This is a genomic window from Streptomyces sp. NPDC048473 (assembly GCF_043200155.1).
GTDB lineage: Bacteria > Actinomycetota > Actinomycetes > Streptomycetales > Streptomycetaceae > Streptomyces.
Genome location: NZ_JBICXE010000014.1, coordinates 77,518 through 97,758 on the forward strand (window position 1 = coordinate 77,518; position 20,241 = coordinate 97,758).

A 20,241-nucleotide genomic window follows, 5' to 3' on the forward strand; every position below is an offset into this window, starting at 1 on the left:
CCGGGGGTTTCGCACCGTGCGCAAGCTGTACGTACTCCTCCTGGCCGGCGCCCTCCTGCTGATCGGCGCCCCCACGGTCCACGCCGCGGACAACGGCAGCTGGTCGGTCTACCCGGCCACCACACAGGCCGGTCAGCGCCCGTACTTCTACCTCTCCGCCGACCCCGGCGCCACGCTCGACGACAAGGTCACCGTCACCAACAAGACGGATCGGCCGCAGACCTTCCGGCTGTACGCGGCCGACGCCTACAACACCGCACGCGACGGCGGATTCGCCGTGCGCGCACAGAACGAGAAACAGCGCTCGGTCGGCGCCTGGGCGAGGACCGACCGCGACCGGGTCACCGTGCGGCCGCACGGCTCCGTCACCGTCCCCGTCACCCTCACCGTCCCGAAGGACGCCGAGCCGGGCGACCACCCCGGCGCACTCGTCGCCCTCGACGAACGCATCGGCCCCGCCGACGCGGGAGCCGTCGCCGTCGGCATCCAGAAGGCGGTCGGAGCCCGGATCTATCTGCGGGTCAACGGACCGGTCATGCCCGCCCTCTCCGTGGACGACGTCAAGGTCGAGCACACCCAGCCGCTGGTCCCGGGCACCGGGAAGAGCCGCGCCGTCATCTCGTACACGCTCCACAACCGGGGCAATGTCACCCTCAGCCCCAAGGTCGCCCTCAAGGCCGAGGGCCTCTTCGGCCGCACCCTGCTCGCCCGCGATCTCAAGAAGATCCCCTCCGAGCTGCTGCCCCGCCAGCAGGTCCGGCTGACCGAACAATGGGCCGACGCGCCCCAGCTGGAATGGGGCGAGATCGAACTGACAGCGAGCGCCCGCGACACCCGCGAGTCCGCCGCAGTCTCCTACTTCGCACTGCCCTGGCTGGTGGCCGGGGCCTTGCTGGTGATCGTCGGCGGGGGTACGGGGATGTGGATACGGGCCCGTCGGAGCCGTATCCGTAAGGCCTGAGACGACGTGCGACAGGCCTCGCCGCGGCCCTTGGTACGGCGGGGCCGCCAGGATCGGGGACAATGGGCGGCATGAGCGTTCGACCTGACACAGAAGCCGCTGCACAGCAGGCTGCGAACAACGCCCCCCACCGGGCCGGCTTCGCCTGCTTCGTGGGCCGCCCCAACGCGGGCAAGTCCACCCTCACGAACGCTCTGGTCGGCCAGAAGGTGGCGATCACCTCCAACCGGCCCCAGACCACCCGGCACACCGTGCGCGGCATCGTGCACCGCGAGGACGCGCAGCTGATCCTCGTCGACACCCCCGGCCTCCACAAGCCGCGCACCCTGCTGGGCGAGCGTCTCAACGACGTCGTACGGACCACATGGGCCGAGGTCGACGTCATCGGCTTCTGCCTGCCCGCCGACCAGAAGCTCGGCCCCGGCGACAAGTACATCGTCAAGGAACTCGCGGGCATCAAGAAGACCCCGAAGATCGCCATCATCACCAAGACCGACCTGGTCGACTCCAAGCAGCTCGCCGAACAGCTGCTCGCCGTCTCCCGCCTCGGCGAGGAGCTCGGCTTCGAGTGGGCGGAGATCATTCCGGTCTCTGCGGTCAAGGACAAGCAGGTCGATCTGCTGGCCGATCTGATCGCCCCGCTGCTCCCGGAGAGCCCGCCGCTCTACCCGGAGGGCGACCTCACCGACGAGCCCGAGATGGTCATGGTCGCGGAGCTGATCCGCGAGGCCGCGCTCGAAGGCGTACGGGACGAGCTGCCGCACTCCATCGCGGTCGTCGTCGAGGAGATGCTGCCGCGCGAGGACCGCCCGGCGGACAAGCCGCTGCTCGACATCCACGCCAACGTCTACATCGAGCGCCCCAGCCAGAAGGGCATCATCATCGGCCCGAAGGGCAAGCGGCTGAAGGACGTCGGCACGAAGTCGCGCAAGCACATCGAGGCACTGCTCGGCACGCCGGTCTTCCTGGACCTGCATGTGAAGGTCGCCAAGGACTGGCAGCGCGACCCGAAGCAGCTGCGCAAGCTGGGCTTCTGACCGCCGCTCCGGTCCGGCGGCCGGAGGCCGGCGCAGCTGCCCGAAGCCGCTGAGGCCCCCAGGGGCCGAGGGGTGCGAGGGCGGCCGTGTGGATGGGGCCCGAAGCAGCTGCGCAAGCTGGGGTTCCGACCGGAATCACGGGTACGCCCGTCTCACGCGCCCTCCTTCAGGACGCGTGAGATCAGTGCGCGCTGGGCGTCGGTCAGCTTCGGGTCCGCGCAGTGGAACGTCCGGTCGCCGACCGTGATCCGGTACCGGAAGCCGTCCGGTACGCCCGGGGGCGGGGTGCCGTGGCCCGCGGCGAGCGCCGATTCAGCCAGGGCCTCCCACTCCGCGGCGTCGGCCCGTCCGGTGGTGTCGACCTCGCGGTGGCGTGCGATGCCGGCGAAGCCGCCGGTTCTGCTGACCTGAATCCGCATGCGGTGTCCTCCATCGCCGGACGGGCCGGGATTGTCCTACGCGGTCGGTACGCCCACCTCCGACCATGCCTTCAGGACCGCCTCCGCCTCGTCACCCTCCCCGAAGCGGCTGCGGGCCGCGGCCACCGTCAGCCGGGCGAAGGACGCGAAGTCCGCGTCCACGGCCAGTTGACCACCTGTGAGCACATCGAACCAGAGCTGCCCGGCCCGCTCCCACGCATTGCCGCCGAGTGCCGTCGCCAGCAGACAGAACGCGCGGTTCGGGATGCCGGAGTTGAGATGCACTCCGCCGTTGTCCTCGCTGGTGTGGACGTAGTCCTCCATCGAGGCGGGCTGCGGGTCCTTGCCCAGCACATCGTCGTCGTACGCGGTTCCCGGCGCCTTCATCGAGCGCAGGGCGACGCCCTGGACCCGGGGCGCCAGCAGCCCGGCGCCGATCAGCCAGTCGGCCTGGTCGGCGCTCTGGCCCAGCGAGTACTGCTTGACCAGGGAACCGAAGACGTCGGACACCGATTCGTTGAGCGCGCCGGACTGGCCGTAGTAGCTCAGATTGGCGGTGTACTGGGTCAGGCCGTGCGTCAGCTCATGGGCGATCACATCGATGGCGACGGTGAAGTCCAGGAAGATCTCGCCGTCCCCGTCGCCGAAGACCATCTGCTCGCCGTCGAAGAAGGCGTTGTTGTACTTCTCGTCGTAGTGCACGGAGCCGATCAGCGGCAGCCCGTTGCCGTCGATCGAACGGCGGCCGTACGCCTTGAGCAGCAGTTCGAAAGTGGCTCCGAGCCCCGCGTACGCGCGGTTGACGCTCGCATCCTTTGTCGGATCCTGGCCCTCGGCGCGGACCTCGGTGCCGGGCAGCTGGGTGCCGTGACGGCAGTCGTACAGCGTCCGGTCGGGCTTGTCGGATGCCTCCCCCTCGGTCGCGGGGGCGACGGGCACGGTGACGACCGTTGCCATCTGACGGCGGGTGCGGCGGGCGGCGTCGCTCTCCAGGGTGCGGCGGGCGGGGCCCGCGAGATCGGGGTTGTCGGACTGCGACAGTTTGTCGAGGACATGGGGCGGCACGATGGTGCAGAAGACGGGGCGGAACCCGTGCTGAGACTGAGGCTGCATAGAGCCGACTGTGGCACCGGGTAACCGCGATGTCACTGGTTGCGATCAAGATTGACGAAATGGAGTGATCGATCACTCTTGGGTGTTTCCGGCGCCCGGTCCCGCATACTGATACGGGACGGACGCATCAGGCGCCTCTCGGCTACTCTCGTTGCATCATGCGTTTCGGGCTGCTTCTTCTTAGCTGCCGCGGCGAGGGCCTGTAGTCGTAGGCCGACCCCCTCCCCGCGGAGTCTGGTGTTGCAGCGACACAGTCGGCCGTCCCATTGGTTGGACCCCCGAGGAGCCGTACGCCATGACCGCCGCAAATTCCGCTCGGACCCCTGCTGAGACCGCTGTCGGCCGGCCGACGCCGATCACCAACGCGACTCAGCTGCAGAAGCCGTCCGGGATGCCGATCCACAAGTACGGCCGGTACGAGGCCGTCGAGATCCCCGACCGCACCTGGCCGGACAACCGGATCACCGTCGCGCCCCGCTGGCTGTCCACCGATCTGCGCGACGGCAACCAGGCCCTGATCGACCCGATGTCGCCGGCCCGCAAGCGCGAGATGTTCGATCTGCTCGTACGCATGGGCTACAAGGAGATCGAGGTCGGCTTCCCGTCCTCCGGTGAGACCGACTTCGCGTTCGTCCGCTCCATCATCGAAGAGGGCGCGATCCCCGAGGACGTGACGATCTCCGTCCTGACGCAGGCCCGCGAGGACCTGATCGAGCGGACCGTCGAGTCCATCGTCGGCGCCCGCCGCGCGACCGTGCACCTGTACAACGCCACGGCACCCACCTTCCGCCGGGTCGTCTTCCGCGGCTCGAAGGACGACATCAAGCAGATCGCCGTGGACGGCACCCGGCTGGTCGTGGAGTACGCGGAGAAGCTGCTGGGCCCGGAGACGATCTTCGGCTACCAGTACAGCCCCGAGATCTTCACCGACACCGAGCTGGACTTCGCCCTGGAGGTCTGCGAGGCGGTCTGTGACGTCTGGCAGCCGGAGGAGGGACGCGAGATCATCCTCAACCTGCCCGCCACCGTGGAGCGTTCGACCCCGTCCACGCACGCGGACCGGTTCGAGTGGATGTCGCGCAACCTGTCGCGCCGCGAGCACGTGTGCCTGTCCGTCCACCCGCACAACGACCGCGGCACCGCCGTCGCCGCCGCCGAACTGGCCATCATGGCCGGTGCGGACCGGATCGAGGGCTGCCTGTTCGGCCAGGGCGAGCGCACCGGCAACGTCGACCTGGTCACCCTGGGTATGAACCTGTTCTCGCAGGGTGTCGACCCGCAGATCGACTTCTCGCAGATCGACGAGATCCGCCGCACCAGCGAGTACTGCAACCAGATGGAGGTCCACCCGCGCCACCCCTACGCGGGCGACCTGGTCTACACCGCCTTCTCCGGCTCCCACCAGGACGCCATCAAGAAGGGCTTCGACGCCATGGAGGCCGACGCGGCCGCCCAGGGCAAGACGGTCGACGACATCGAGTGGGCGGTGCCGTACCTGCCGATCGACCCGAAGGACGTCGGCCGCTCGTACGAGGCCGTCATCCGGGTCAACTCGCAGTCCGGCAAGGGCGGAATCGCCTACGTCCTGAAGAACGACCACAAGCTGGACCTGCCGCGCCGGATGCAGATCGAGTTCTCCCGGATCATTCAGGCCAAGACCGATGCCGAGGGCGGCGAGGTCACCCCGACGCAGATCTGGTCCACGTTCCAGGACGAGTACCTGCCGAACCCCGAGAACGCCTGGGGGCGCGTACAGATCCGCTCCGGCCAGACTACGACCGGCTCCGACGGCCAGGACACCATCACCGTCGAGGCGACGGTGGACGGCGCGGACACCGTACTGACAGGCACCGGCAACGGTCCGATCTCCGCGTTCTTCGAAGCGCTGCAGGCCATCGGCATCGACGCCCGTCTCCTGGACTACACCGAGCACACCATGAGCGAGGGCGCCAGCTCCCAGGCCGCCTCGTACATCGAGTGCGCGATCGACGGAAAGGTCCTGTGGGGCATCGGCATCGACGCCAACACCACGCGTGCCTCGCTGAAGGCGGTCGTCTCCGCCGTCAACCGCGCCACCCGCTGACCCGGGTGCCCGAAAGGGCATGAAGTCGCACGGCCCAGGACCCCGTCCACCCGTATCCGGGGGGCGGGGTTCGGCCATCTCCGGCGGTTGTGACGGCCGGGGTGCTGACGCCACATCATGACTGTGGTTAACATCACGTCGACACGGCAATGTTGCCGGAGCGTTACGGAGGTGTGCGACGTGCGGTCAGCCCTGGGACAACGCGCCATGAAGCTGCGTATCTGCGGCATCCGCACCATCTGGGACACCGTCGGTGACGGCGAGTTCTTCTGCCCCGGCTGCGGCGGTGATCGCAACTACCGCCGGCTCACCGGCCGTCGACGCTTCGCGGTGCTCGGCGTGCCGATGCTGCGGCGCGGCACCGCGGGCCCCGTTGTCGAATGCGCCGCCTGCCGGGCCCACTTCGACACCGATGTGCTCGACCACCCCACCACCACCCGGTTCTCCGCCATGCTCCGGGACGCCGTCCACACGGTCGCGCTCGGCGTCCTCGCGGCCGGCGGCACCACCTCCCGTACGGTCCTGGAGACCGCGGCCGCCACCGTGCGCGACGCCGGATTCGACGACTGCACGGAGGAACAGCTCTCCACCGTCGTCGAGGTGCTCGCCGCCGACATCGGCCATGGCTCCGCCTTCGGCCCGGCGGCCGAGGCCTGCGGCGCGGCCCTCGCCATCGAACTGCACGAGGCGCTGGAACCCCTCGCCCCGCATCTGGCCCCCGCCGGACGTGAATCTATCCTGCTGCAGGGCGCCAGGATCGCGCTCGCCGACGGCCCGTACGGGCAGGCGGAGCGCGAGGTGCTGACCACGGTCGGCGGGGCGCTGCAGCTCTGCGCCGAGGACACGGCCCGGCTGCTCGCCGCAGCGGCGCGTACCCCCTCCTGAACGGCCCCCGTCTGCACCGGGCGCGTACTCCCCAGGGAGTAATCGGGCCCGTGCGCCCACTGCGGCAGTAGCCGCGAAGTCGGCCCCGGGCGCGACGTACCGTCCGCTTTCCGCCGAGCCCGCCGGGCTGCCGGGCGGTCCGCACCGCCTCTCCGAACGGGAGCGTCAGGTGCTCTGCCTCGTCGGTCGCGGGCTGAACGACGCCGAGATCGCCGAGACCCTCGGCCTCAGCCCGCTCACCGCGAAGACCCATGCCGGCCGGATCATCGGCAAGGTCGGCGCCCGCGACCGGGCCCAGCTGGTGATCGTCGCGTACGAATCGGGGCTGGTCGTACCGGCGGCCGGCGGGGCGGACGGAAACTGAGACCGACCGGTTGCGGGAGCGGGCCCGATGAGCCGTCCCCGTACCGGACAATGGACGCATGAGCTTGTTCCGGGACGACGGCGTGGTGCTGCGCACGCAGAAACTGGGCGAGGCCGACCGGATCATCACGATCCTGACCCGCGGCCACGGCCGTGTGCGGGCCGTCGCGCGCGGCGTGCGGCGTACGAAGTCGAAGTTCGGGGCACGGCTGGAACCTTTCTCCCACGTCGATGTGCAGTTCTTCGCCCGGGGCAGCGAACTGATCGGCCGCGGTCTGCCGCTCTGCACCCAGAGCGAGACGATCGCCCCGTACGGCGGCGGCATCGTCACCGACTACGCCCGCTACACCGCGGGCACCGCGATGCTGGAGACCGCCGAGCGGTTCACCGACCACGAGGGCGAGCCCGCGGTCCAGCAGTATCTGCTGCTCGTCGGCGGGCTGCGCACCCTCGCCCGCGGCGAACACGAGCCGCATCTCATCCTCGACGCCTTCCTGCTGCGTTCGCTCGCCGTCAACGGCTACGCACCCAGCTTCGAGGACTGCGCGAAGTGCGGAATGCCCGGACCGAACCGTTTCTTCTCCGTCGCGGCGGGCGGCGTCATATGCGGCGACTGCCGGGTACCCGGCAGCGTCGTACCCTCGGCTGAGGCCGTCACCCTGCTGAGCGCACTGCTCACCGGCGACTGGGAGACGGCGGACGCGTGCGAGGCGCGTCATGTCAGGGAGGGGAGCGGACTGGTGTCCGCCTATCTGCACTGGCATCTGGAGCGCGGACTGCGCTCACTGCGGTATGTAGAGAAGTGACACAGGCAGATCAGGCACAGGGAGCGAGACAGTTCATGGCAGTACGCGGGATTCTCGGCGGCCGTAACCGGCGCGACTACAAGACCCCGGAGCCGCACCCCTCCGGTGCCACGCCCCCGAAGATCCCCGGCGAGCTGGTGCCCAAGCACATCGCCGTCGTGATGGACGGCAACGGCCGCTGGGCCAAGGAACGCGGCCTCCCGCGTACCGAGGGCCACAAGGTCGGCGAGGGCGTCGTGATGGACGTCCTCAAGGGCTGCATCGAGATGGGCGTCAAGAACCTCTCGCTGTACGCGTTCTCCACCGAGAACTGGAAGCGGTCCCCGGAGGAAGTGAAGTTCCTGATGAACTTCAACCGGGACGTCATCCGCCGCCGCCGCGACGAGATGGACGCACTGGGCATCCGCATCCGCTGGGTGGGGCGCATGCCGAAGCTGTGGAAGTCCGTCGTCCAGGAGCTCCAGGTCGCCCAGGAGCAGACGAAGGACAACGACAAGATGACGCTGTACTTCTGCGTCAACTACGGCGGCCGTGCCGAGATCGCCGACGCCGCGCAGCGCATCGCGCAGGACGTCGCGGCCGGGAGGCTGGACCCGTCCAAGGTCAACGAGAAGACGTTCGCGAAGTACATCTACTACCCGGACATGCCGGACGTCGATCTCTTCGTACGCCCCAGCGGCGAGCAGCGCACGTCCAACTACCTGATCTGGCAGAGCGCATATGCCGAGATGGTCTTCCAGGACGTCCTCTGGCCGGACTTCGACCGCCGCGACCTGTGGCGGGCCTGCCTGGAGTACGCCCAGCGGGACCGGCGCTTCGGCGGTGCGGTGGAGGCGGCGGGCACCGGCGAACCGGCTGTCTGACCCTGTCGTTCCCTGTCGTCAGGAACCCGCCCATGACAGCTCATGGGCGGGACGGGCAGGAGGCCGTGGTCGAGCTGGAATACCAGCCGACCACGGCCGACTTCGTGGGGAGGCTGAACGCCCGCGCGAAGGTCAACCGCAACCTGCAAAGGCTCTGACGCAGTTCGGTCAGGTCGGGTCAGGAGTCCGGGGGACAGTGCACCCAGGGTCCGGGGGACAGTGCCCCCGGGCCGTCATCCCTTCGCGCTCGCGCACTCGGCGCACGTACCGAAGATCTCCACCGTGTGGGCCACGTTCACATACCCGTGCTGCGCGGCGATCGTCTCCGCCCACTGCTCCACCGCGGGCCCCTCGACCTCCACGGCCTTGCCGCACATCCGGCACACCAGATGGTGGTGGTGGTCGCCGGTCGAGCAGCGCCGGTACACGGACTCGCCGTCCGTGGTGCGCAGCACATCGACCTCGCCCGCATCGGCGAGGGACTGAAGCGTGCGGTAGACGGTGGTCAGCCCGACCGAGTCGCCGCGGTGCTTGAGCACATCGTGCAGCTCCTGGGCGCTGCGGAACTCGTCCACCTCGTCGAGCGCCGCCGCCACAGCCGTCCGCTGCCGGGTCGACCGGCCGCGTACCGGGGCCGCGTTCGTTCCACTGATCGGCGCCGTCGCCACAGCAGCCTCCTCGTGTCGCCCGTACCTGTGTCGGGCCATTGTGCCAGCCCGTCCGGGCGTCACGGTCAAACCCGGAGTTCGTCCGTGGCCGGGCGGGAGGCCGATACCTCAAGAGTGCACTCCTCGGACGCCGCTTCGCTGCGGCGTGCGCGCCTTCTGGCCAGCGGGGTCGCGAGCAGCGTCAGGCCGATGAAGACCGCGATGGCCAGCAGCACGATCGTCGCGCCGGGCGGGACGTCCTGGTAGTACGAGGTCACGGTGCCGGCCAGGGTCACCGCCGTACCGATGACGACCGACAGCACGAACGTCACCTTGAAGGACCTGGAGATCTGCTGCGCGGCCGCGACCGGCACCACCATCAGCGCGCTGACCAGCAGCAGCCCGACGACCCGCATCGCCACGGTGACCGTCACCGCCGCCGTCACGGCGACCAGCAGATTCAGCGCGCGCACCGGCAGCCCGGTGACCCGGGCGAACTCCTCGTCCTGGCTGACCGCGAACAGCTGCCGGCGCAGCCCCAGCGTCACCAGCAGCACGAAGGCGGCCAGCAGACAGATCGCGGTGATGTCCTCGTTGGAGACCGTGGAGAGGGAGCCGAAGAGATACGAGGTGAGGTTGGCGTTGGAGCCGGTGTCGGAGAGGCTGATCAACAGGACACCGCCCGCCATACCGCCGTAGAACAGCATGGCCAGCGCGATGTCGCCGCGGGTGCGTCCGTACCAGCGGATCAGCTCCATCGCGACGGCGCCGACGACGGCGACCGCCGTGGCCATCCACACCGGGCTGGTGGAGAGCAGGAAGCCGAGGCCGACACCGGTCATCGCGATATGGCCGATGCCGTCGCCCATCAGGGCCTGGCGGCGCTGGACGAGATAGATGCCGACGCCGGGGGCGATGACGCCGACCAGTACGGCGGCGAGCAGTGCCCGCTGCATGAACGGAGGGTCGAGGAATTCCATGATCAGCTCAGCAGTCCCGTCCGGACGGGCTCGGAGGCCGCGTGGGGGTGTACATGGTCGTGTCCGGGCAGGGCGTGCTGGCCCAGCGCCTTCGGGGGCGGCCCGTCGTGCATCACACAGCCGTCGCGCAGCACGATCGCGCGGTCGATCAGCGGCTCCAGCGGGCCGAGCTCATGCAGCACGAGCAGCACCGTGGTGCCGGCCGCGACCTGTTCGCGGAGCGTCGCGGCGAGGATCTCCTGGCTGGCCAGGTCGACGCCGGCCATCGGCTCGTCCATGATCAGCAGCTCCGGTTCGGCGGCCAGTGCCCGGGCGATCAGCACCCGCTGGTGCTGCCCGCCGGAGAGTGCGTTCACCGAGTCCTTGGCCCGGTCGGCGAGGCCGACGAGGTCGATGGCCCGGTCGACGGCGGCCCGGTCGGCCTTGCGGAGCAGGCCCAGCTTCGTACGGGAGAGGCGCCCGGAGGAGACGACCTCACGGATCGTGGCGGGGACGCCGCCGGCCGCCGTGGTGCGCTGGGGTACGTAACCGATGCGCGCCCAGGTGCGGAAACGGCGCAGCGGGGTGCCGAACAGCTCGATGGAGCCGCCGGTGAGCGGGACCTGGCCGATGACGGAGCGTACGGCGGTCGACTTGCCCGAGCCGTTGGCGCCGAGCAGGGCGACGACCTCGCCGCGGTGCACGGTCAGGTCGATGCCGCGCAGCACCGGACGCGCGCCGAGCGTGGCTGTGGCGCCGCGCAGGGCTATCACGGGTTCGGTCGTGGTGCTCCTGGGCTCGGGCATGAGCGCCTCCGATGCAGCTGTGGCGGGTGTTACGTGGGTCACTTCGCGCCGAGCGCCTTCTGCAGGGCGGCGAGATTGGACTGCATGACCTCGAAGTAGTTATCGCCCTTGGACTTGGCTGTGATTCCCTCCAGCGGGTCCAGGACGCCGGTCTTCAGGCCGGTGTCCTGGGCGAGGGTCTTCGCGGTCTTGTCGCTGGCGAGCGTCTCGAAGAATACGGTGGTGACCTTGTTCTTCTTCGCGACGGTGTGGATCTCGCCGATCCGGGCGGGGCTGGGCTCGGCCTCGGGGTCGATGCCGGCGATGCCCTCCTGGGTCAGGCCGTAGCGCTCGGCGAGGTACCCGAACGCGGAGTGGGTGGTGATGAAGGTCTTGGTCGTGGTGTCCTTCAGGCCCGTCTCGTACGCCGTGTTCAGCGCGTCGAGCTTGTTGACCAGCGCGTCCGTGTTCTTGCGGTAGTCCGCGGCGTGGTCCGGGTCGGTCTTCTCCAGGGACTTTCCGACCCCCTTGGCGACCTCGGCGTACTTCACCGGGTCCAGCCAGATGTGGGGGTCGGCTCCGGCCTCGTCGCCGTGGTGCTCATGACCGTGCTCGTCGGCGCCGGTCTCGGTGCCGTGGTCTTCCAGCCTGGTGAGCGTCGAGGCGTCGACGCTGTCCTTCGAGCCGGACTGCTTGATGGCGTCGTCGACGGCGGGCTGGATGCCCTTGAGGTAAAGGATGTAGTCGGCGTCGACGAGTCCGCCGATCTGCCGCGGGGTGAGCTCCAGATCGTGCGGCTCGACGCCCGGCTTGGTCAGCGTGGTCACGGAGACGTGCTTCCCGCCGATCTGCTCGGCCAGGAACTGCATCGGATAGAACGAGGCCACCACGCTCAGCCTGTCGCCGTTCTTGTGGTCGGCGGCGTCCGAGGTGGAGCAGGCCGTGAGGGCGGTGAGGCCGAGGACGACTGCTCCGGCGACGGTGGCGGTGGGTATGAGGCGGCTTACGTTCATGACAGTCATTTTCAACAAAACTGGAAACGATTGTCAACAAGGCTGATGAGATGACCCCTCGGCCGACTGCGCCGGTACCGATTTGATCCAAGGGGCGTGCCCGCCGGTAATCTGAAGCATTCGCCGTTCGTCGTCGTCGTAATGAAGAGAGCACCGTGGCCGCCGACAAGATCGACTCCATCGTCAGCCTGAGCAAGCGCCGTGGCTTCGTCTATCCCTGCAGTGAGATCTACGGTGGTCAGCGTGCCGCCTGGGACTACGGGCCGCTGGGCGTCGAGATGAAGGAGAACCTCAAGCGCCAGTGGTGGCGCTACATGGTCACCTCGCGCGAGGACGTGGTCGGACTCGACTCGTCGGTCATCCTGGCCCCCGAGGTGTGGGTGGCCTCCGGTCACGTCGCCACGTTCACCGACCCACTGACCGAGTGCACCTCCTGCCACAAGCGCTTCCGCGCCGACCACCTGGAGGAGGCGTACGAGGAGAAGCACGGCCACGCGCCCGCGAACGGCCTGACCGAGCTCAACTGCCCCAACTGCGGCAACAAGGGCACCTTCACCGAGCCCAAGCAGTTCTCGGGTCTGCTCTCCACCCACCTCGGCCCGACCCAGGACTCCGGCTCGGTCGCCTACCTGCGTCCCGAGACCGCCCAGGGCATCTTCACCAACTTCGGCCAGGTGCAGCAGACTTCGCGCAAGAAGCCGCCGTTCGGTATCGCCCAGATGGGCAAGTCCTTCCGGAACGAGATCACTCCGGGCAACTTCATCTTCCGCACCCGCGAGTTCGAGCAGATGGAGATGGAGTTCTTCGTCAAGCCGGGCGAGGACGAGCAGTGGCAGGAGTACTGGATGGAGCAGCGCTGGAACTGGTACACGGACCTGGGCCTGCGCGAGGAGAACATGCGGTGGTTCGAGCACCCGAAGGAGAAGCTCTCCCACTACTCCAAGCGCACCGCTGACATCGAGTACCGCTTCCGCTTCGGCGGCAGCGAGTGGGGCGAGCTGGAGGGCGTCGCCAACCGCACGGACTACGACCTCAAGGCCCACTCCGCCGCTTCCGGCACGGACCTGTCGTTCTTCGACCAGGAGGCCGGCGAGCGCTGGACTCCGTACGTCATCGAGCCCGCGGCCGGTGTCGGCCGTTCGATGCTCGCCTTCCTTCTCGACGCCTACATCGAGGACGAGGCGCCCAACGCCAAGGGCGTCATGGAGAAGCGCACCGTGATGCGCCTCGACCCGCGCCTCGCGCCGGTCAAGGTCGCCGTCCTGCCGCTGTCCCGCAACCCGCAGCTGTCGCCGAAGGCCAAGGGCCTCGCGACCGACCTGCGGAAGAACTGGAACATCGAGTTCGACGACGCGGGCGCCATCGGCCGCCGCTACCGTCGTCAGGACGAGATCGGTACGCCGTTCTGTGTCACCGTCGACTTCGACACCCTCGACGACAACGCGGTGACGGTGCGCGAGCGCGACACCATGAAGCAGGAGCGCGTCTCCCTGGACCAGATCCAGGCCTACCTCGGCGCCCGACTGCTGGGCTGCTGACACGCCAAGGTTTCATGGCGAAGCCCCCGGTTCCTCGTACGGAACCGGGGGCTTCGTTGCACACTGGCCACGCTGAGCACGTTGCGTCCACGCGCCCACCGTCCATGCGTCAACCATGCGTCAACAGGAGGCTCGGATGCCGTCCATGACCACGAGCAAGGTCAGCAGATGGGATCAGCACGGCCGTGAACATGTCGTCCATGTGCGGAAGTCGGGGATGCAGCGGCAGTTGAGCTGCGACACCTGCGGCTGGCGCAAGGGCGTGCAGTTCCTGCCCTGGCTCAAGGCCGAGGAACATCTCGCCGAGGCCCACCAGGCGACGGTCGACCCGACCGCCTGAGCGGGTCGCCCGCGCCTGCTCCCTTCGCGCGCAGGGCCGTTACGCGCGCACGGGCGTTGTGCGCGTAGGGGCATGACGCGCACAAGGGCATTACGCGCGCAGGCCGCGCAGCAGCAGGTCCGACACAGCGGTGAACTCGGCCGTGATGGCGGGGCTCTGCCACTCCGCCGCGTATGCCGGGTCGTGGAAGCGTGCCGTCGCGTCGAAGACCGCCTGCGCGGCGACCGCCGGATCGTCCACGGCGAACTGCCCGCTGCGCACGCCCTCCTCGACGATTTCCCGCAGCTGGCCGACCAGTTCGCGGATGTGGTCCTCGACGACCGTGCTCTCGCCTATCAGCACGCTGTACGTGGCGAACAGCTCGGGGTCGTCACCCGCCTTGTGGCGCTTGGCCTCGAACAGCGTCGCCAGCCAGTGCCGCAGCTTCTCCGGGGCGGGCTCCGCCGAGGTGGTGAGGATCTCCGTGAGGGCTGCCTCCGTCCGGGTCAGCCAGCGGCCGGTCACGGCCTCGCGCAGGGCGGCCTTCGTACGGAAGTGGCGGTAGACGCTGCCGTGGCTGACGCCGAGCGCACGGGCCACGTCGACGACCGTCGCCTTGGCGGGGCCGTAGCGGCGCAGCACGTCCTCGGTGGCTTCGAGGATGCGCTCGGGGGTCAGCGGGTCGGGCGGCGTCATGGCGTGGGTACTGCCTTTCGGGGCGCTGTGCGGGGCGCTGTTCGTTGGCGCTGTTCGGGGAGCTGCCCGGCGGAGGCAGGACCCTGATGACCGTACCCGGAGGTCAGCGCTCGCTGTCGAGGCTGCTCATCTGGCCCTCCGGGTATCGCTCACCGGCTGCCGCTCCCGCCGGGACGGCCGCCTCGATCGCGGCGAGGTCCGCCGCGTCCAGCGTGACGTCCAGGGCGCCCAGGGACTCGGTGAGCCGGTCGCGACGGCGGGCGCCGACGAGCGGCACGATGTCCGTGCCCCGGGCGAGGACCCAGGCGATGGCGGTCTGTGCGACCGTGACGCCCTTCTGCTCGGCGATCTTGCGCAGAGCATCGACCAGGTCGAGGTTGTGCTGGAGGTTCCCCTCCTGGAAGCGGGGGCTCATGGCGCGGAAGTCGCCCGGGGCCCACTGCCGGTCCTTGGTGAAGTGGCCGCTGATCAGGCCGCGGGAGAGCACTCCGTACGCCGTGATGCCGATGCCCAGCTCGCGGCAGACGGGCAGGATCTCCGCCTCGATGCCACGGGAGATCAGCGAGTACTCGATCTGCAGATCGGAGATCGGGGCCACGGCCGCCGCCCGCCGGATCGTGGCGGCGCCGACCTCGGAGAGGCCGATGTGGCGGACATGGCCGGCCTCGACCAGCTCGGCGATGGCGCCGATGGTCTCCTCCACGGGGACATCGGGATCGACGCGGGCGATCCGGTAGATGTCGATGTGGTCGGTGCCGAGGCGCTGGAGTGAGTACGCGGCGAAGTTCTTGACCGCGGCCGGGCGGCCGTCGTACCCGCTGAAGGCGCCCTCGACCGTGCGCAGCGCGCCGAACTTCACGCTGGTCAGCGCCTGCTCGCGGGCGGCGGCGGGGGCGGTGCGCAGCGCCTCGTTGATCAGTAGTTCGTTGTGGCCCATGCCGTAGAAATCGCCGGTGTCCAGCAGGGTGATGCCCGCGTCGAGCGCGGCGTGAATGGTGGCGATCGACTCGGTGCGGTCGCTCTCGCCGTACAGCGCGGACATGCCCATGCAGCCGAGGCCCAGTGCGGAGACCTGGGGGCCGGTCGAGCCGAGCGTGCGGGTGGGGGTCGTCATGAAGAGCTCCCGAGGTGGAAGGAATGGCAGGAATGGCAGGAATGGAAGCGCGGGGGAGGGGGTGAAGCCTGCATCGCAACTATGGCATGACGGATGACAGATTTCAATGTCTGTCAGTCCATTGTTGTGGTGCTTGACCCGGCCGGGCAGAAAACCGGGTGCTGAGCCCCGTCCGGCCGGGGTACGGTTCCGGCATGTCTTCGTTCTTCCAGATCTACGAGTGAGCGCGCGGCGGGTCCGACCACCCGCCGCCCATCGGATCGATTCCAGGTCGCTTCAGACCTCAGACCTCACTTCTCACCACGAATGGGAGAACGCCGTGGCCAAGAGCCGCAACAACCTTCTCGGCGTAGGCGGACAGCGCAAGAAGCTGGCCCGCGCCGAGCAGCAGGGCGCGGGCCCTGCCCGCAACGCCGACCGCAAGAGCGCGGCCGACCAGAAGCAGGAGCTGCTGCGCAAGATGCGTGAGCGCGCGCAGTCGGGACCGGCCTCCGCGCAGACCGAGCCGTCGTCGGACGACTCCGCGCAGCCGAGCACGTCCGAGCAGGACACCTCGGCACAGAGCTGACGCCTTCTCATCACCTGCACGACCGTGGGCCCGGATCACCTGGAGTGATCCGGGCCCACGCCCTTGTCCGTGCCCCGTTGCCGCCCCCCGCTCACGCCACCCTGCGCGGCAGCCGCAGACTCAGCAGCACCGTCAGCACCACCGCGGCCAGCTGCACCAGCAGCGTCACGGCCAGCGCGTTCCGCATCCCCGAGCCCGGGACCAGGGACAGGAACAGCGTGCCGAGCGTGGCCACGCCCAGCGCCAGCGCCGCCTGCTGAGTCGTCGTCATCACTCCGCCGCCCACACCGGCACGCGCGGCCGGTACGTCGGAGAGCACGATGCGGAACAGGACGGGCAGCTGCAGCCCCTGCCCGAACCCCGCGATCGCCACCCCCGGCATCAGCCCCAGCAGCCCGAGGCCGGACCACTCGCGCCACACGGTGAACGCGAGCACCAGCACGCCCACCGCCTGGATCAGCCCGCCGGCCGTCACGACCCGGCTGCCGTACCGCAGGATCAGCCGCGGACCCGCCAGCGACGCCACGAAGAAGGCCGCCGCCATCGGAGCCATCGAGAGGCCCGCGGCCGCCGGCCCCAGCTTCAGGCCCTGCTGCAACGCCACCGCGATCACGAACATGAAGCCGCCGAAGCCGATCGAGAACGGCACCACCAGCGCCAGCCCGCGCCGCAGCGAGTCCAGCCGCAGCAGGCTCGGCGGCACCAGCGGGGTCTGCCCGAGCCGGTCGGCCCGCTGTTCGACCCGGTAGAAGGCGTACGCGGCGAACGGGAACAGGGCCAGCGAGACCCAGGTCCACACCGGCCAGCCCGCGGCGCGCCCCTCCGTCAGCGGAGCGAGCAGCGTCACCAGCGACGCGGTCAGCAGCAGCGTGCCGGGTACGTCGATCGGCGCGGGCTTGTCGGAGCGGGTCTCCGGCACGGCGCGGGCGGCCAGGACCAGCCCCACCGCCGCCACCGGAACGTTCACCAGGAACACCGAACGCCAGCCCGCGCTCTCGCCGAACACCGACGACAGCGGCGCGGCGGCGACGAGCACCCCGCCGAGGATCTGGCCCGCGACCATGGAGAGCCCGGCCGTCGCCCCGTACAGGCTCAACGCCTTCGCCCGCCGGTGCCCGGACGTGGCCGCCTGAATGGTGGCGAGCACCTGCGGCAGCATCAGCGCCGCAGCGGCGCCCTGCGCCACCCGTGCCCCGACCAGCGTCCAGGCGTCCGGGGCGAGCCCGCAGGCGAGCGAGGTGATTCCGAAGGCGGCGATGCCCAGCAGGAAGAGCCGGCGCCGACCGGCCATGTCGCCGAGCCGGCCGCCGAGGACGAGCAGTACGGCGTAGGCGAGGCCGTAGCCCGCGACGACCAGTTCGAGCAGCGCCGGGCCCGCGTTCAGATCGTGGTCGATCGTCGGCAGGGCGACATTCACGATGAAGAAGTCGATGAGCGGCAGTGCGGCGCCGAGGAGCACGGTGAACAGTCCGAGTGCGCCGAGCACCGGAGTGGGGTGGTCGTGCCGCACCACTGGGGCGGCGGTGGCGGATGTCTTCGTCCGTACAGTTGATTCACTCACTTCACCGAGGATCGTCGCCATCTCAGCCTGGTACCAGAGTGTCTTTATCCTGGTACAAGCAGCACCTGGCAGAGCGCCGGGCCGTTCGGCACGCTGGAGGTATGACGACGATGGCGAGTGAGTTGCCCGACGTACGCGAGGTGCCCAGGAAACCGGCTCCGACGGGGCCCGAGCCTTCCGAGCCTTCCGAGCCCGACGTCCGGCGGCATGAACTCGCGGACTTCCTGCGCAGCCGCCGCGAGCGGATCACCCCGGAGCAGGTCGGTCTGCCCCGCGGCCGCCGCCGGCGCACCCCCGGCCTGCGCCGCGAGGAGGTCGCCCAGCTCTCCGCCGTCGGCGTCACCTGGTACACCTGGCTGGAACAGGCCCGCGACATCCAGGTCTCGCCCCAGGTGCTCGACGCGCTCGCCCGCGCCCTGCTGCTCGACCGCAGCGAGCGCGGACACCTCTTCTCGCTCGCCGGTGCCGTCGACCCGTCGCCCGGTGCGGACTGCCCGAGCGTCACCCCGGCGCTGCGCGAGATGCTGCGGCAGCTGGACCCGCTCCCGGCCTGTATCCAGAACAGCCGGTACGACATCCTCGCGTACAACCGGACCTACGGGCGGCTGCTCTGCGACCTGGACGCCGTCGACCCCGACGACCGCAACTGCATGATCCTCTCCTACACCAACGCGGACTGGCGCTCCGCCGTCGTCGACCTTCCCGAGATGAACCGGGTGATGGCCGCCAAGTTCCGCCGGGCGATGGCCGAGCATCTGGCCGAGCCCGCCTGGAAGGCACTCCTGGGGCGGCTGGAGGCGGCTTCGCCGGAGTTCCGGGAAATCTGGGCGCGGCACGAGGTGGTGGGCCCCGGTGGCCGGACCAAGATCTTCCGCAACGCCCATGTCGGACTGCTCCGCCTCGACCACACCGACCTGTGGCTCGGCCCGTCGTCCGGGCCGCGCATGGTGACGTACGCCCCCGCCGACGACGAGACCATGCAGCGGCTGCGCCGCCTTCAGACCCTGGAGCTCGCCGACGCCTGATCCCCGGCCGGAGCGCCCGTCGGTGCCTCCAGCCGCTCCGCGGTCCGACGTGCCGTCTCCCGCGCCCAGTGCCCGCTGGTCAGCGCCCCCACCAGCAGGACGCACAGCCCGCACCCGGCGAGGATCCACCAGGCGGGCTTGCTCGCGTCCACGAAGGCGGCCGCGTACGAGGCGCCGCGCGGCGAACCGGTACCGGCCACGCCCGCCGCCAGCACCGCACCGATCACGGCGACCCCGAGCGTCCCGCCGATCTGCCGGCTGGTCGAGGCGACCGCCGCCGCCACACCGGCCTGCGAGCGCGGCATCCCGGAGACGGCCGTGTTGGTGATCGGCGCGTTCACCATGCCGAAGCCGAGGCCGAACAGCACATAGCCGGTGAACAGCAGGACGTCGTCCGTCTCCGCGTCGAACGCGGCGAACAACAGCCCGCACGCCGTTATGGCCACGCCCGCCACCAGCAGCGACAGCCGCGGCCCCCGGCTGCCGACGAGCCGCCCCGACAGCGGTGCGCAGACAAAGGTCAGGGCCGCCATCGGCAGCATGTAGAGACCGGCGTGCAGCGCGCTCAAACCGCGCACGTTCTGCAGATACAGCGTGTTGAGGAAGAGGAACCCGCTCAGTGCGGCGAAGGCGCAGACCGCGATGGCGGTGGCACCGCTGAACGGGGCGCTGCGGAAGAACCGCAGGTCGATGAGGGGCTCGGCGCGCCGGGATTCGTACAGCAGCAGCCCGGCGAGCGAGCACACGGCGAGCACGGCGAACACCAGGATCCGCGGCGAGGTCCAGCCCGCCGAGGGCGCCTCGATGATCGCGTACGTCAGCGAACCGAGCAGCCCGATCACCAGCAGCTGCCCCACGGGATCGGGGCGGCGCGGCTTCGGGGCGCGGGACTCGGGGACGTACCGCCAGGTGAGCAGCAGCGCGGCGAGACCGACCGGCAGATTGATCCAGAAGATCGACCGCCAGCCGACCGAGTCCACCAGCAGGCCGCCGACCACCGGGCCCGCCGCCATGGAGATGCCGACGACACCGCCCCACACCCCGATGGCCCGGGCCCGCTCACGCGGGTCGGTGAAGGTGTTGGTGATGATCGACATCGCGACGGGGTTGAGCATCGATCCGCCCACCGCCTGCACCATCCGGAACGCCACCAGCGACTCCAGGTTCGGCGCCAGGGAGCAGAGCACCGAGCCGAGGGTGAAGAGGACGAGCCCGATCTTGAAGATCTTCCGGCGCCCGATCCGGTCGGCGGTGGAGCCCGCGAGCATCAGTAGCGAGGCGAGGACGAGGGTGTAGGCGTCGATCGTCCACTGCATGCCCGCGACGGTGGCGTGCAGTTCCTTCTGCATGGAGGGCAGGGCGACATTGAGGACGGTGTTGTCAAGACTGACGATCAGCAGACTCATGCAGCAGATCGCCAGCACCAACTGCCGTCGGCGGGGGCTCAGCTCGGACATACATGGATAGTACGGTTAACTAACGAACT

Annotated in this window: 21 protein-coding genes and 1 pseudogene; 12 read left to right on the forward strand and 10 right to left on the reverse strand. The window is 69.6% G+C overall.

Translation table 11 applies throughout. The features are described from left to right. The first annotated feature begins 16 nt into the window (after nucleotides 1–16). Both ACGFU7_RS22725 and era read left to right on the forward strand, forming a co-directional pair. Nucleotides 17–961, forward strand: a complete 945-nt coding sequence (locus ACGFU7_RS22725; RefSeq protein WP_393697821.1) for a WxL protein peptidoglycan domain-containing protein — start codon at nucleotides 17–19, stop codon at nucleotides 959–961. A gap of 62 nt (nucleotides 962–1,023) precedes the next feature. After that, nucleotides 1,024–1,998, forward strand: a complete 975-nt coding sequence (gene era, locus ACGFU7_RS22730; protein WP_393697822.1) for a GTPase Era — start codon at nucleotides 1,024–1,026, stop codon at nucleotides 1,996–1,998. Between the two features lie 152 nt (nucleotides 1,999–2,150). On the opposite strand, the gene ACGFU7_RS22735 is transcribed toward era, so the two are convergent. Together ACGFU7_RS22735 and ACGFU7_RS22740 are read right to left on the reverse strand one after the other, a co-directional pair. Continuing rightward, nucleotides 2,151–2,417, reverse strand: a complete 267-nt coding sequence (locus tag ACGFU7_RS22735; protein WP_393697823.1) for a protealysin inhibitor emfourin — start codon at nucleotides 2,415–2,417, stop codon at nucleotides 2,151–2,153. 36 nt (nucleotides 2,418–2,453) lie between these two features. Further along, complete coding sequence (locus tag ACGFU7_RS22740) at nucleotides 2,454–3,530, reverse strand: M4 family metallopeptidase (protein WP_393697824.1); 1,077 nt, start codon at nucleotides 3,528–3,530, stop codon at nucleotides 2,454–2,456. 295 nt (nucleotides 3,531–3,825) lie between these two features. On the opposite strand from ACGFU7_RS22740, the gene leuA reads away from it, so the two are divergent. The 6 genes and pseudogenes from leuA to ACGFU7_RS22770 all read left to right on the forward strand — a co-directional run bounded on the left by leuA (nucleotide 3,826) and on the right by ACGFU7_RS22770 (nucleotide 8,688). After that, nucleotides 3,826–5,613 (forward strand): 2-isopropylmalate synthase, encoded by a 1,788-nt coding sequence (gene leuA, locus ACGFU7_RS22745; protein WP_393697825.1) that lies wholly within the window; start codon nucleotides 3,826–3,828, stop codon nucleotides 5,611–5,613. Nucleotides 5,614–5,820: 207 nt separating this feature from the next. Then, nucleotides 5,821–6,498 carry a TerB family tellurite resistance protein gene (locus ACGFU7_RS22750; RefSeq protein WP_393697826.1) on the forward strand — a complete coding sequence of 226 codons (678 nt, stop codon included), beginning with the start codon at nucleotides 5,821–5,823 and terminating at the stop codon, nucleotides 6,496–6,498. 82 nt (nucleotides 6,499–6,580) lie between these two features. Beyond that, a pseudogene (locus ACGFU7_RS22755) lies at nucleotides 6,581–6,862 on the forward strand (response regulator transcription factor); the annotation flags it as partial. Nucleotides 6,863–6,920: 58 nt separating this feature from the next. Next, on the forward strand, nucleotides 6,921–7,667 hold the full coding sequence (gene recO / locus ACGFU7_RS22760) for a DNA repair protein RecO (protein WP_266906777.1): 747 nt from the start codon (nucleotides 6,921–6,923) through the stop codon (nucleotides 7,665–7,667). Between the two features lie 35 nt (nucleotides 7,668–7,702). Beyond that, entirely contained in the window at nucleotides 7,703–8,530 is an 828-nt protein-coding gene (locus tag ACGFU7_RS22765) for an isoprenyl transferase (RefSeq protein ID WP_393697827.1), read from the forward strand. Nucleotides 8,531–8,562: 32 nt separating this feature from the next. Further along, a complete protein-coding gene (locus tag ACGFU7_RS22770; RefSeq protein WP_393697828.1) occupies nucleotides 8,563–8,688 on the forward strand; it encodes a hypothetical protein in 126 nt (41 codons plus the stop codon). A gap of 75 nt (nucleotides 8,689–8,763) precedes the next feature. On the opposite strand, the gene ACGFU7_RS22775 is transcribed toward ACGFU7_RS22770, so the two are convergent. The 4 genes from ACGFU7_RS22775 to ACGFU7_RS22790 all read right to left on the reverse strand — a co-directional run bounded on the left by ACGFU7_RS22775 (nucleotide 8,764) and on the right by ACGFU7_RS22790 (nucleotide 11,934). Next, the gene (locus ACGFU7_RS22775; RefSeq protein ID WP_393697829.1) at nucleotides 8,764–9,198 is read right to left on the reverse strand and encodes a Fur family transcriptional regulator; all 435 of its coding nucleotides are present in this window, start codon (nucleotides 9,196–9,198) and stop codon (nucleotides 8,764–8,766) included. A 65-nt stretch (nucleotides 9,199–9,263) separates the two neighbouring features. Further along, nucleotides 9,264–10,157: a metal ABC transporter permease gene (locus tag ACGFU7_RS22780; protein WP_393697830.1), complete on the reverse strand. Its 894-nt coding sequence runs from the start codon at nucleotides 10,155–10,157 to the stop codon at nucleotides 9,264–9,266. Nucleotides 10,158–10,159: 2 nt separating this feature from the next. Then, nucleotides 10,160–10,942 carry a metal ABC transporter ATP-binding protein gene (locus ACGFU7_RS22785; RefSeq protein WP_393697831.1) on the reverse strand — a complete coding sequence of 261 codons (783 nt, stop codon included), beginning with the start codon at nucleotides 10,940–10,942 and terminating at the stop codon, nucleotides 10,160–10,162. A gap of 38 nt (nucleotides 10,943–10,980) precedes the next feature. Beyond that, on the reverse strand, nucleotides 10,981–11,934 hold the full coding sequence (locus ACGFU7_RS22790; RefSeq protein WP_393697832.1) for a metal ABC transporter substrate-binding protein: 954 nt from the start codon (nucleotides 11,932–11,934) through the stop codon (nucleotides 10,981–10,983). Nucleotides 11,935–12,089: 155 nt separating this feature from the next. On the opposite strand from ACGFU7_RS22790, the gene ACGFU7_RS22795 reads away from it, so the two are divergent. Then, on the forward strand, nucleotides 12,090–13,472 hold the full coding sequence (locus tag ACGFU7_RS22795; protein WP_327367334.1) for a glycine--tRNA ligase: 1,383 nt from the start codon (nucleotides 12,090–12,092) through the stop codon (nucleotides 13,470–13,472). A gap of 136 nt (nucleotides 13,473–13,608) precedes the next feature. Next, nucleotides 13,609–13,812: a hypothetical protein gene (locus tag ACGFU7_RS22800; protein ID WP_266361629.1), complete on the forward strand. Its 204-nt coding sequence runs from the start codon at nucleotides 13,609–13,611 to the stop codon at nucleotides 13,810–13,812. Between the two features lie 90 nt (nucleotides 13,813–13,902). Here the strand turns inward: ACGFU7_RS22800 and ACGFU7_RS22805 are convergent, their stop codons facing one another. After that, nucleotides 13,903–14,487 carry a TetR/AcrR family transcriptional regulator gene (locus tag ACGFU7_RS22805; RefSeq protein ID WP_393697833.1) on the reverse strand — a complete coding sequence of 195 codons (585 nt, stop codon included), beginning with the start codon at nucleotides 14,485–14,487 and terminating at the stop codon, nucleotides 13,903–13,905. Between the two features lie 103 nt (nucleotides 14,488–14,590). After that, nucleotides 14,591–15,601, reverse strand: coding sequence for an aldo/keto reductase (locus ACGFU7_RS22810; protein WP_393697834.1), 1,011 nt, complete (start codon nucleotides 15,599–15,601; stop codon nucleotides 14,591–14,593). 319 nt (nucleotides 15,602–15,920) lie between these two features. Here ACGFU7_RS22810 and ACGFU7_RS22815 point away from each other — a divergent pair, with 319 nt between their 5' ends. Next, a complete protein-coding gene (locus ACGFU7_RS22815) occupies nucleotides 15,921–16,169 on the forward strand; it encodes a DUF6243 family protein (RefSeq protein ID WP_393697835.1) in 249 nt (82 codons plus the stop codon). Between the two features lie 91 nt (nucleotides 16,170–16,260). Here the strand turns inward: ACGFU7_RS22815 and ACGFU7_RS22820 are convergent, their stop codons facing one another. Next, on the reverse strand, nucleotides 16,261–17,751 hold the full coding sequence (locus ACGFU7_RS22820; protein WP_393697836.1) for an MFS transporter: 1,491 nt from the start codon (nucleotides 17,749–17,751) through the stop codon (nucleotides 16,261–16,263). An 80-nt stretch (nucleotides 17,752–17,831) separates the two neighbouring features. Between ACGFU7_RS22820 and ACGFU7_RS22825 the strand changes: the two genes are divergently transcribed. Next, nucleotides 17,832–18,755 carry a helix-turn-helix domain-containing protein gene (locus ACGFU7_RS22825; RefSeq protein ID WP_393697837.1) on the forward strand — a complete coding sequence of 308 codons (924 nt, stop codon included), beginning with the start codon at nucleotides 17,832–17,834 and terminating at the stop codon, nucleotides 18,753–18,755. Here the strand turns inward: ACGFU7_RS22825 and ACGFU7_RS22830 are convergent. Beyond that, a complete protein-coding gene (locus ACGFU7_RS22830; protein WP_393697838.1) occupies nucleotides 18,728–20,212 on the reverse strand; it encodes an MFS transporter in 1,485 nt (494 codons plus the stop codon). The two genes, ACGFU7_RS22825 and ACGFU7_RS22830, sit on opposite strands and share 28 nt — an antisense overlap. Nucleotides 20,213–20,241: the final 29 nt, after the last annotated feature.

Excerpts from the sequence above, each read along its gene's own strand:
- era (WP_393697822.1), top strand. The coding sequence starts at position 1,024 with ATGGGCGGCATGAGCGTTCGACCTGACACAGAAGCCGCTGCACAGCAG.
- ACGFU7_RS22735 (WP_393697823.1), bottom strand. The coding sequence starts at position 2,417 with ATGCGGATTCAGGTCAGCAGAACCGGCGGCTTCGCCGGCATCGCACGC.
- ACGFU7_RS22740 (WP_393697824.1), bottom strand. The coding sequence starts at position 3,530 with ATGCAGCCTCAGTCTCAGCACGGGTTCCGCCCCGTCTTCTGCACCATC.
- leuA (WP_393697825.1), top strand. The coding sequence starts at position 3,826 with ATGACCGCCGCAAATTCCGCTCGGACCCCTGCTGAGACCGCTGTCGGC.
- ACGFU7_RS22750 (WP_393697826.1), top strand. The coding sequence starts at position 5,821 with ATGAAGCTGCGTATCTGCGGCATCCGCACCATCTGGGACACCGTCGGT.
- recO (WP_266906777.1), top strand. The coding sequence starts at position 6,921 with ATGAGCTTGTTCCGGGACGACGGCGTGGTGCTGCGCACGCAGAAACTG.
- ACGFU7_RS22765 (WP_393697827.1), top strand. The coding sequence starts at position 7,703 with ATGGCAGTACGCGGGATTCTCGGCGGCCGTAACCGGCGCGACTACAAG.
- ACGFU7_RS22770 (WP_393697828.1), top strand. The coding sequence starts at position 8,563 with ATGACAGCTCATGGGCGGGACGGGCAGGAGGCCGTGGTCGAGCTGGAA.
- ACGFU7_RS22780 (WP_393697830.1), bottom strand. The coding sequence starts at position 10,157 with ATGGAATTCCTCGACCCTCCGTTCATGCAGCGGGCACTGCTCGCCGCC.
- ACGFU7_RS22785 (WP_393697831.1), bottom strand. The coding sequence starts at position 10,942 with ATGCCCGAGCCCAGGAGCACCACGACCGAACCCGTGATAGCCCTGCGC.
- ACGFU7_RS22790 (WP_393697832.1), bottom strand. The coding sequence starts at position 11,934 with ATGAACGTAAGCCGCCTCATACCCACCGCCACCGTCGCCGGAGCAGTC.
- ACGFU7_RS22800 (WP_266361629.1), top strand. The coding sequence starts at position 13,609 with ATGCCGTCCATGACCACGAGCAAGGTCAGCAGATGGGATCAGCACGGC.
- ACGFU7_RS22805 (WP_393697833.1), bottom strand. The coding sequence starts at position 14,487 with ATGACGCCGCCCGACCCGCTGACCCCCGAGCGCATCCTCGAAGCCACC.
- ACGFU7_RS22810 (WP_393697834.1), bottom strand. The coding sequence starts at position 15,601 with ATGACGACCCCCACCCGCACGCTCGGCTCGACCGGCCCCCAGGTCTCC.
- ACGFU7_RS22820 (WP_393697836.1), bottom strand. The coding sequence starts at position 17,751 with ATGGCGACGATCCTCGGTGAAGTGAGTGAATCAACTGTACGGACGAAG.
- ACGFU7_RS22825 (WP_393697837.1), top strand. The coding sequence starts at position 17,832 with ATGACGACGATGGCGAGTGAGTTGCCCGACGTACGCGAGGTGCCCAGG.
- ACGFU7_RS22830 (WP_393697838.1), bottom strand. The coding sequence starts at position 20,212 with ATGTCCGAGCTGAGCCCCCGCCGACGGCAGTTGGTGCTGGCGATCTGC.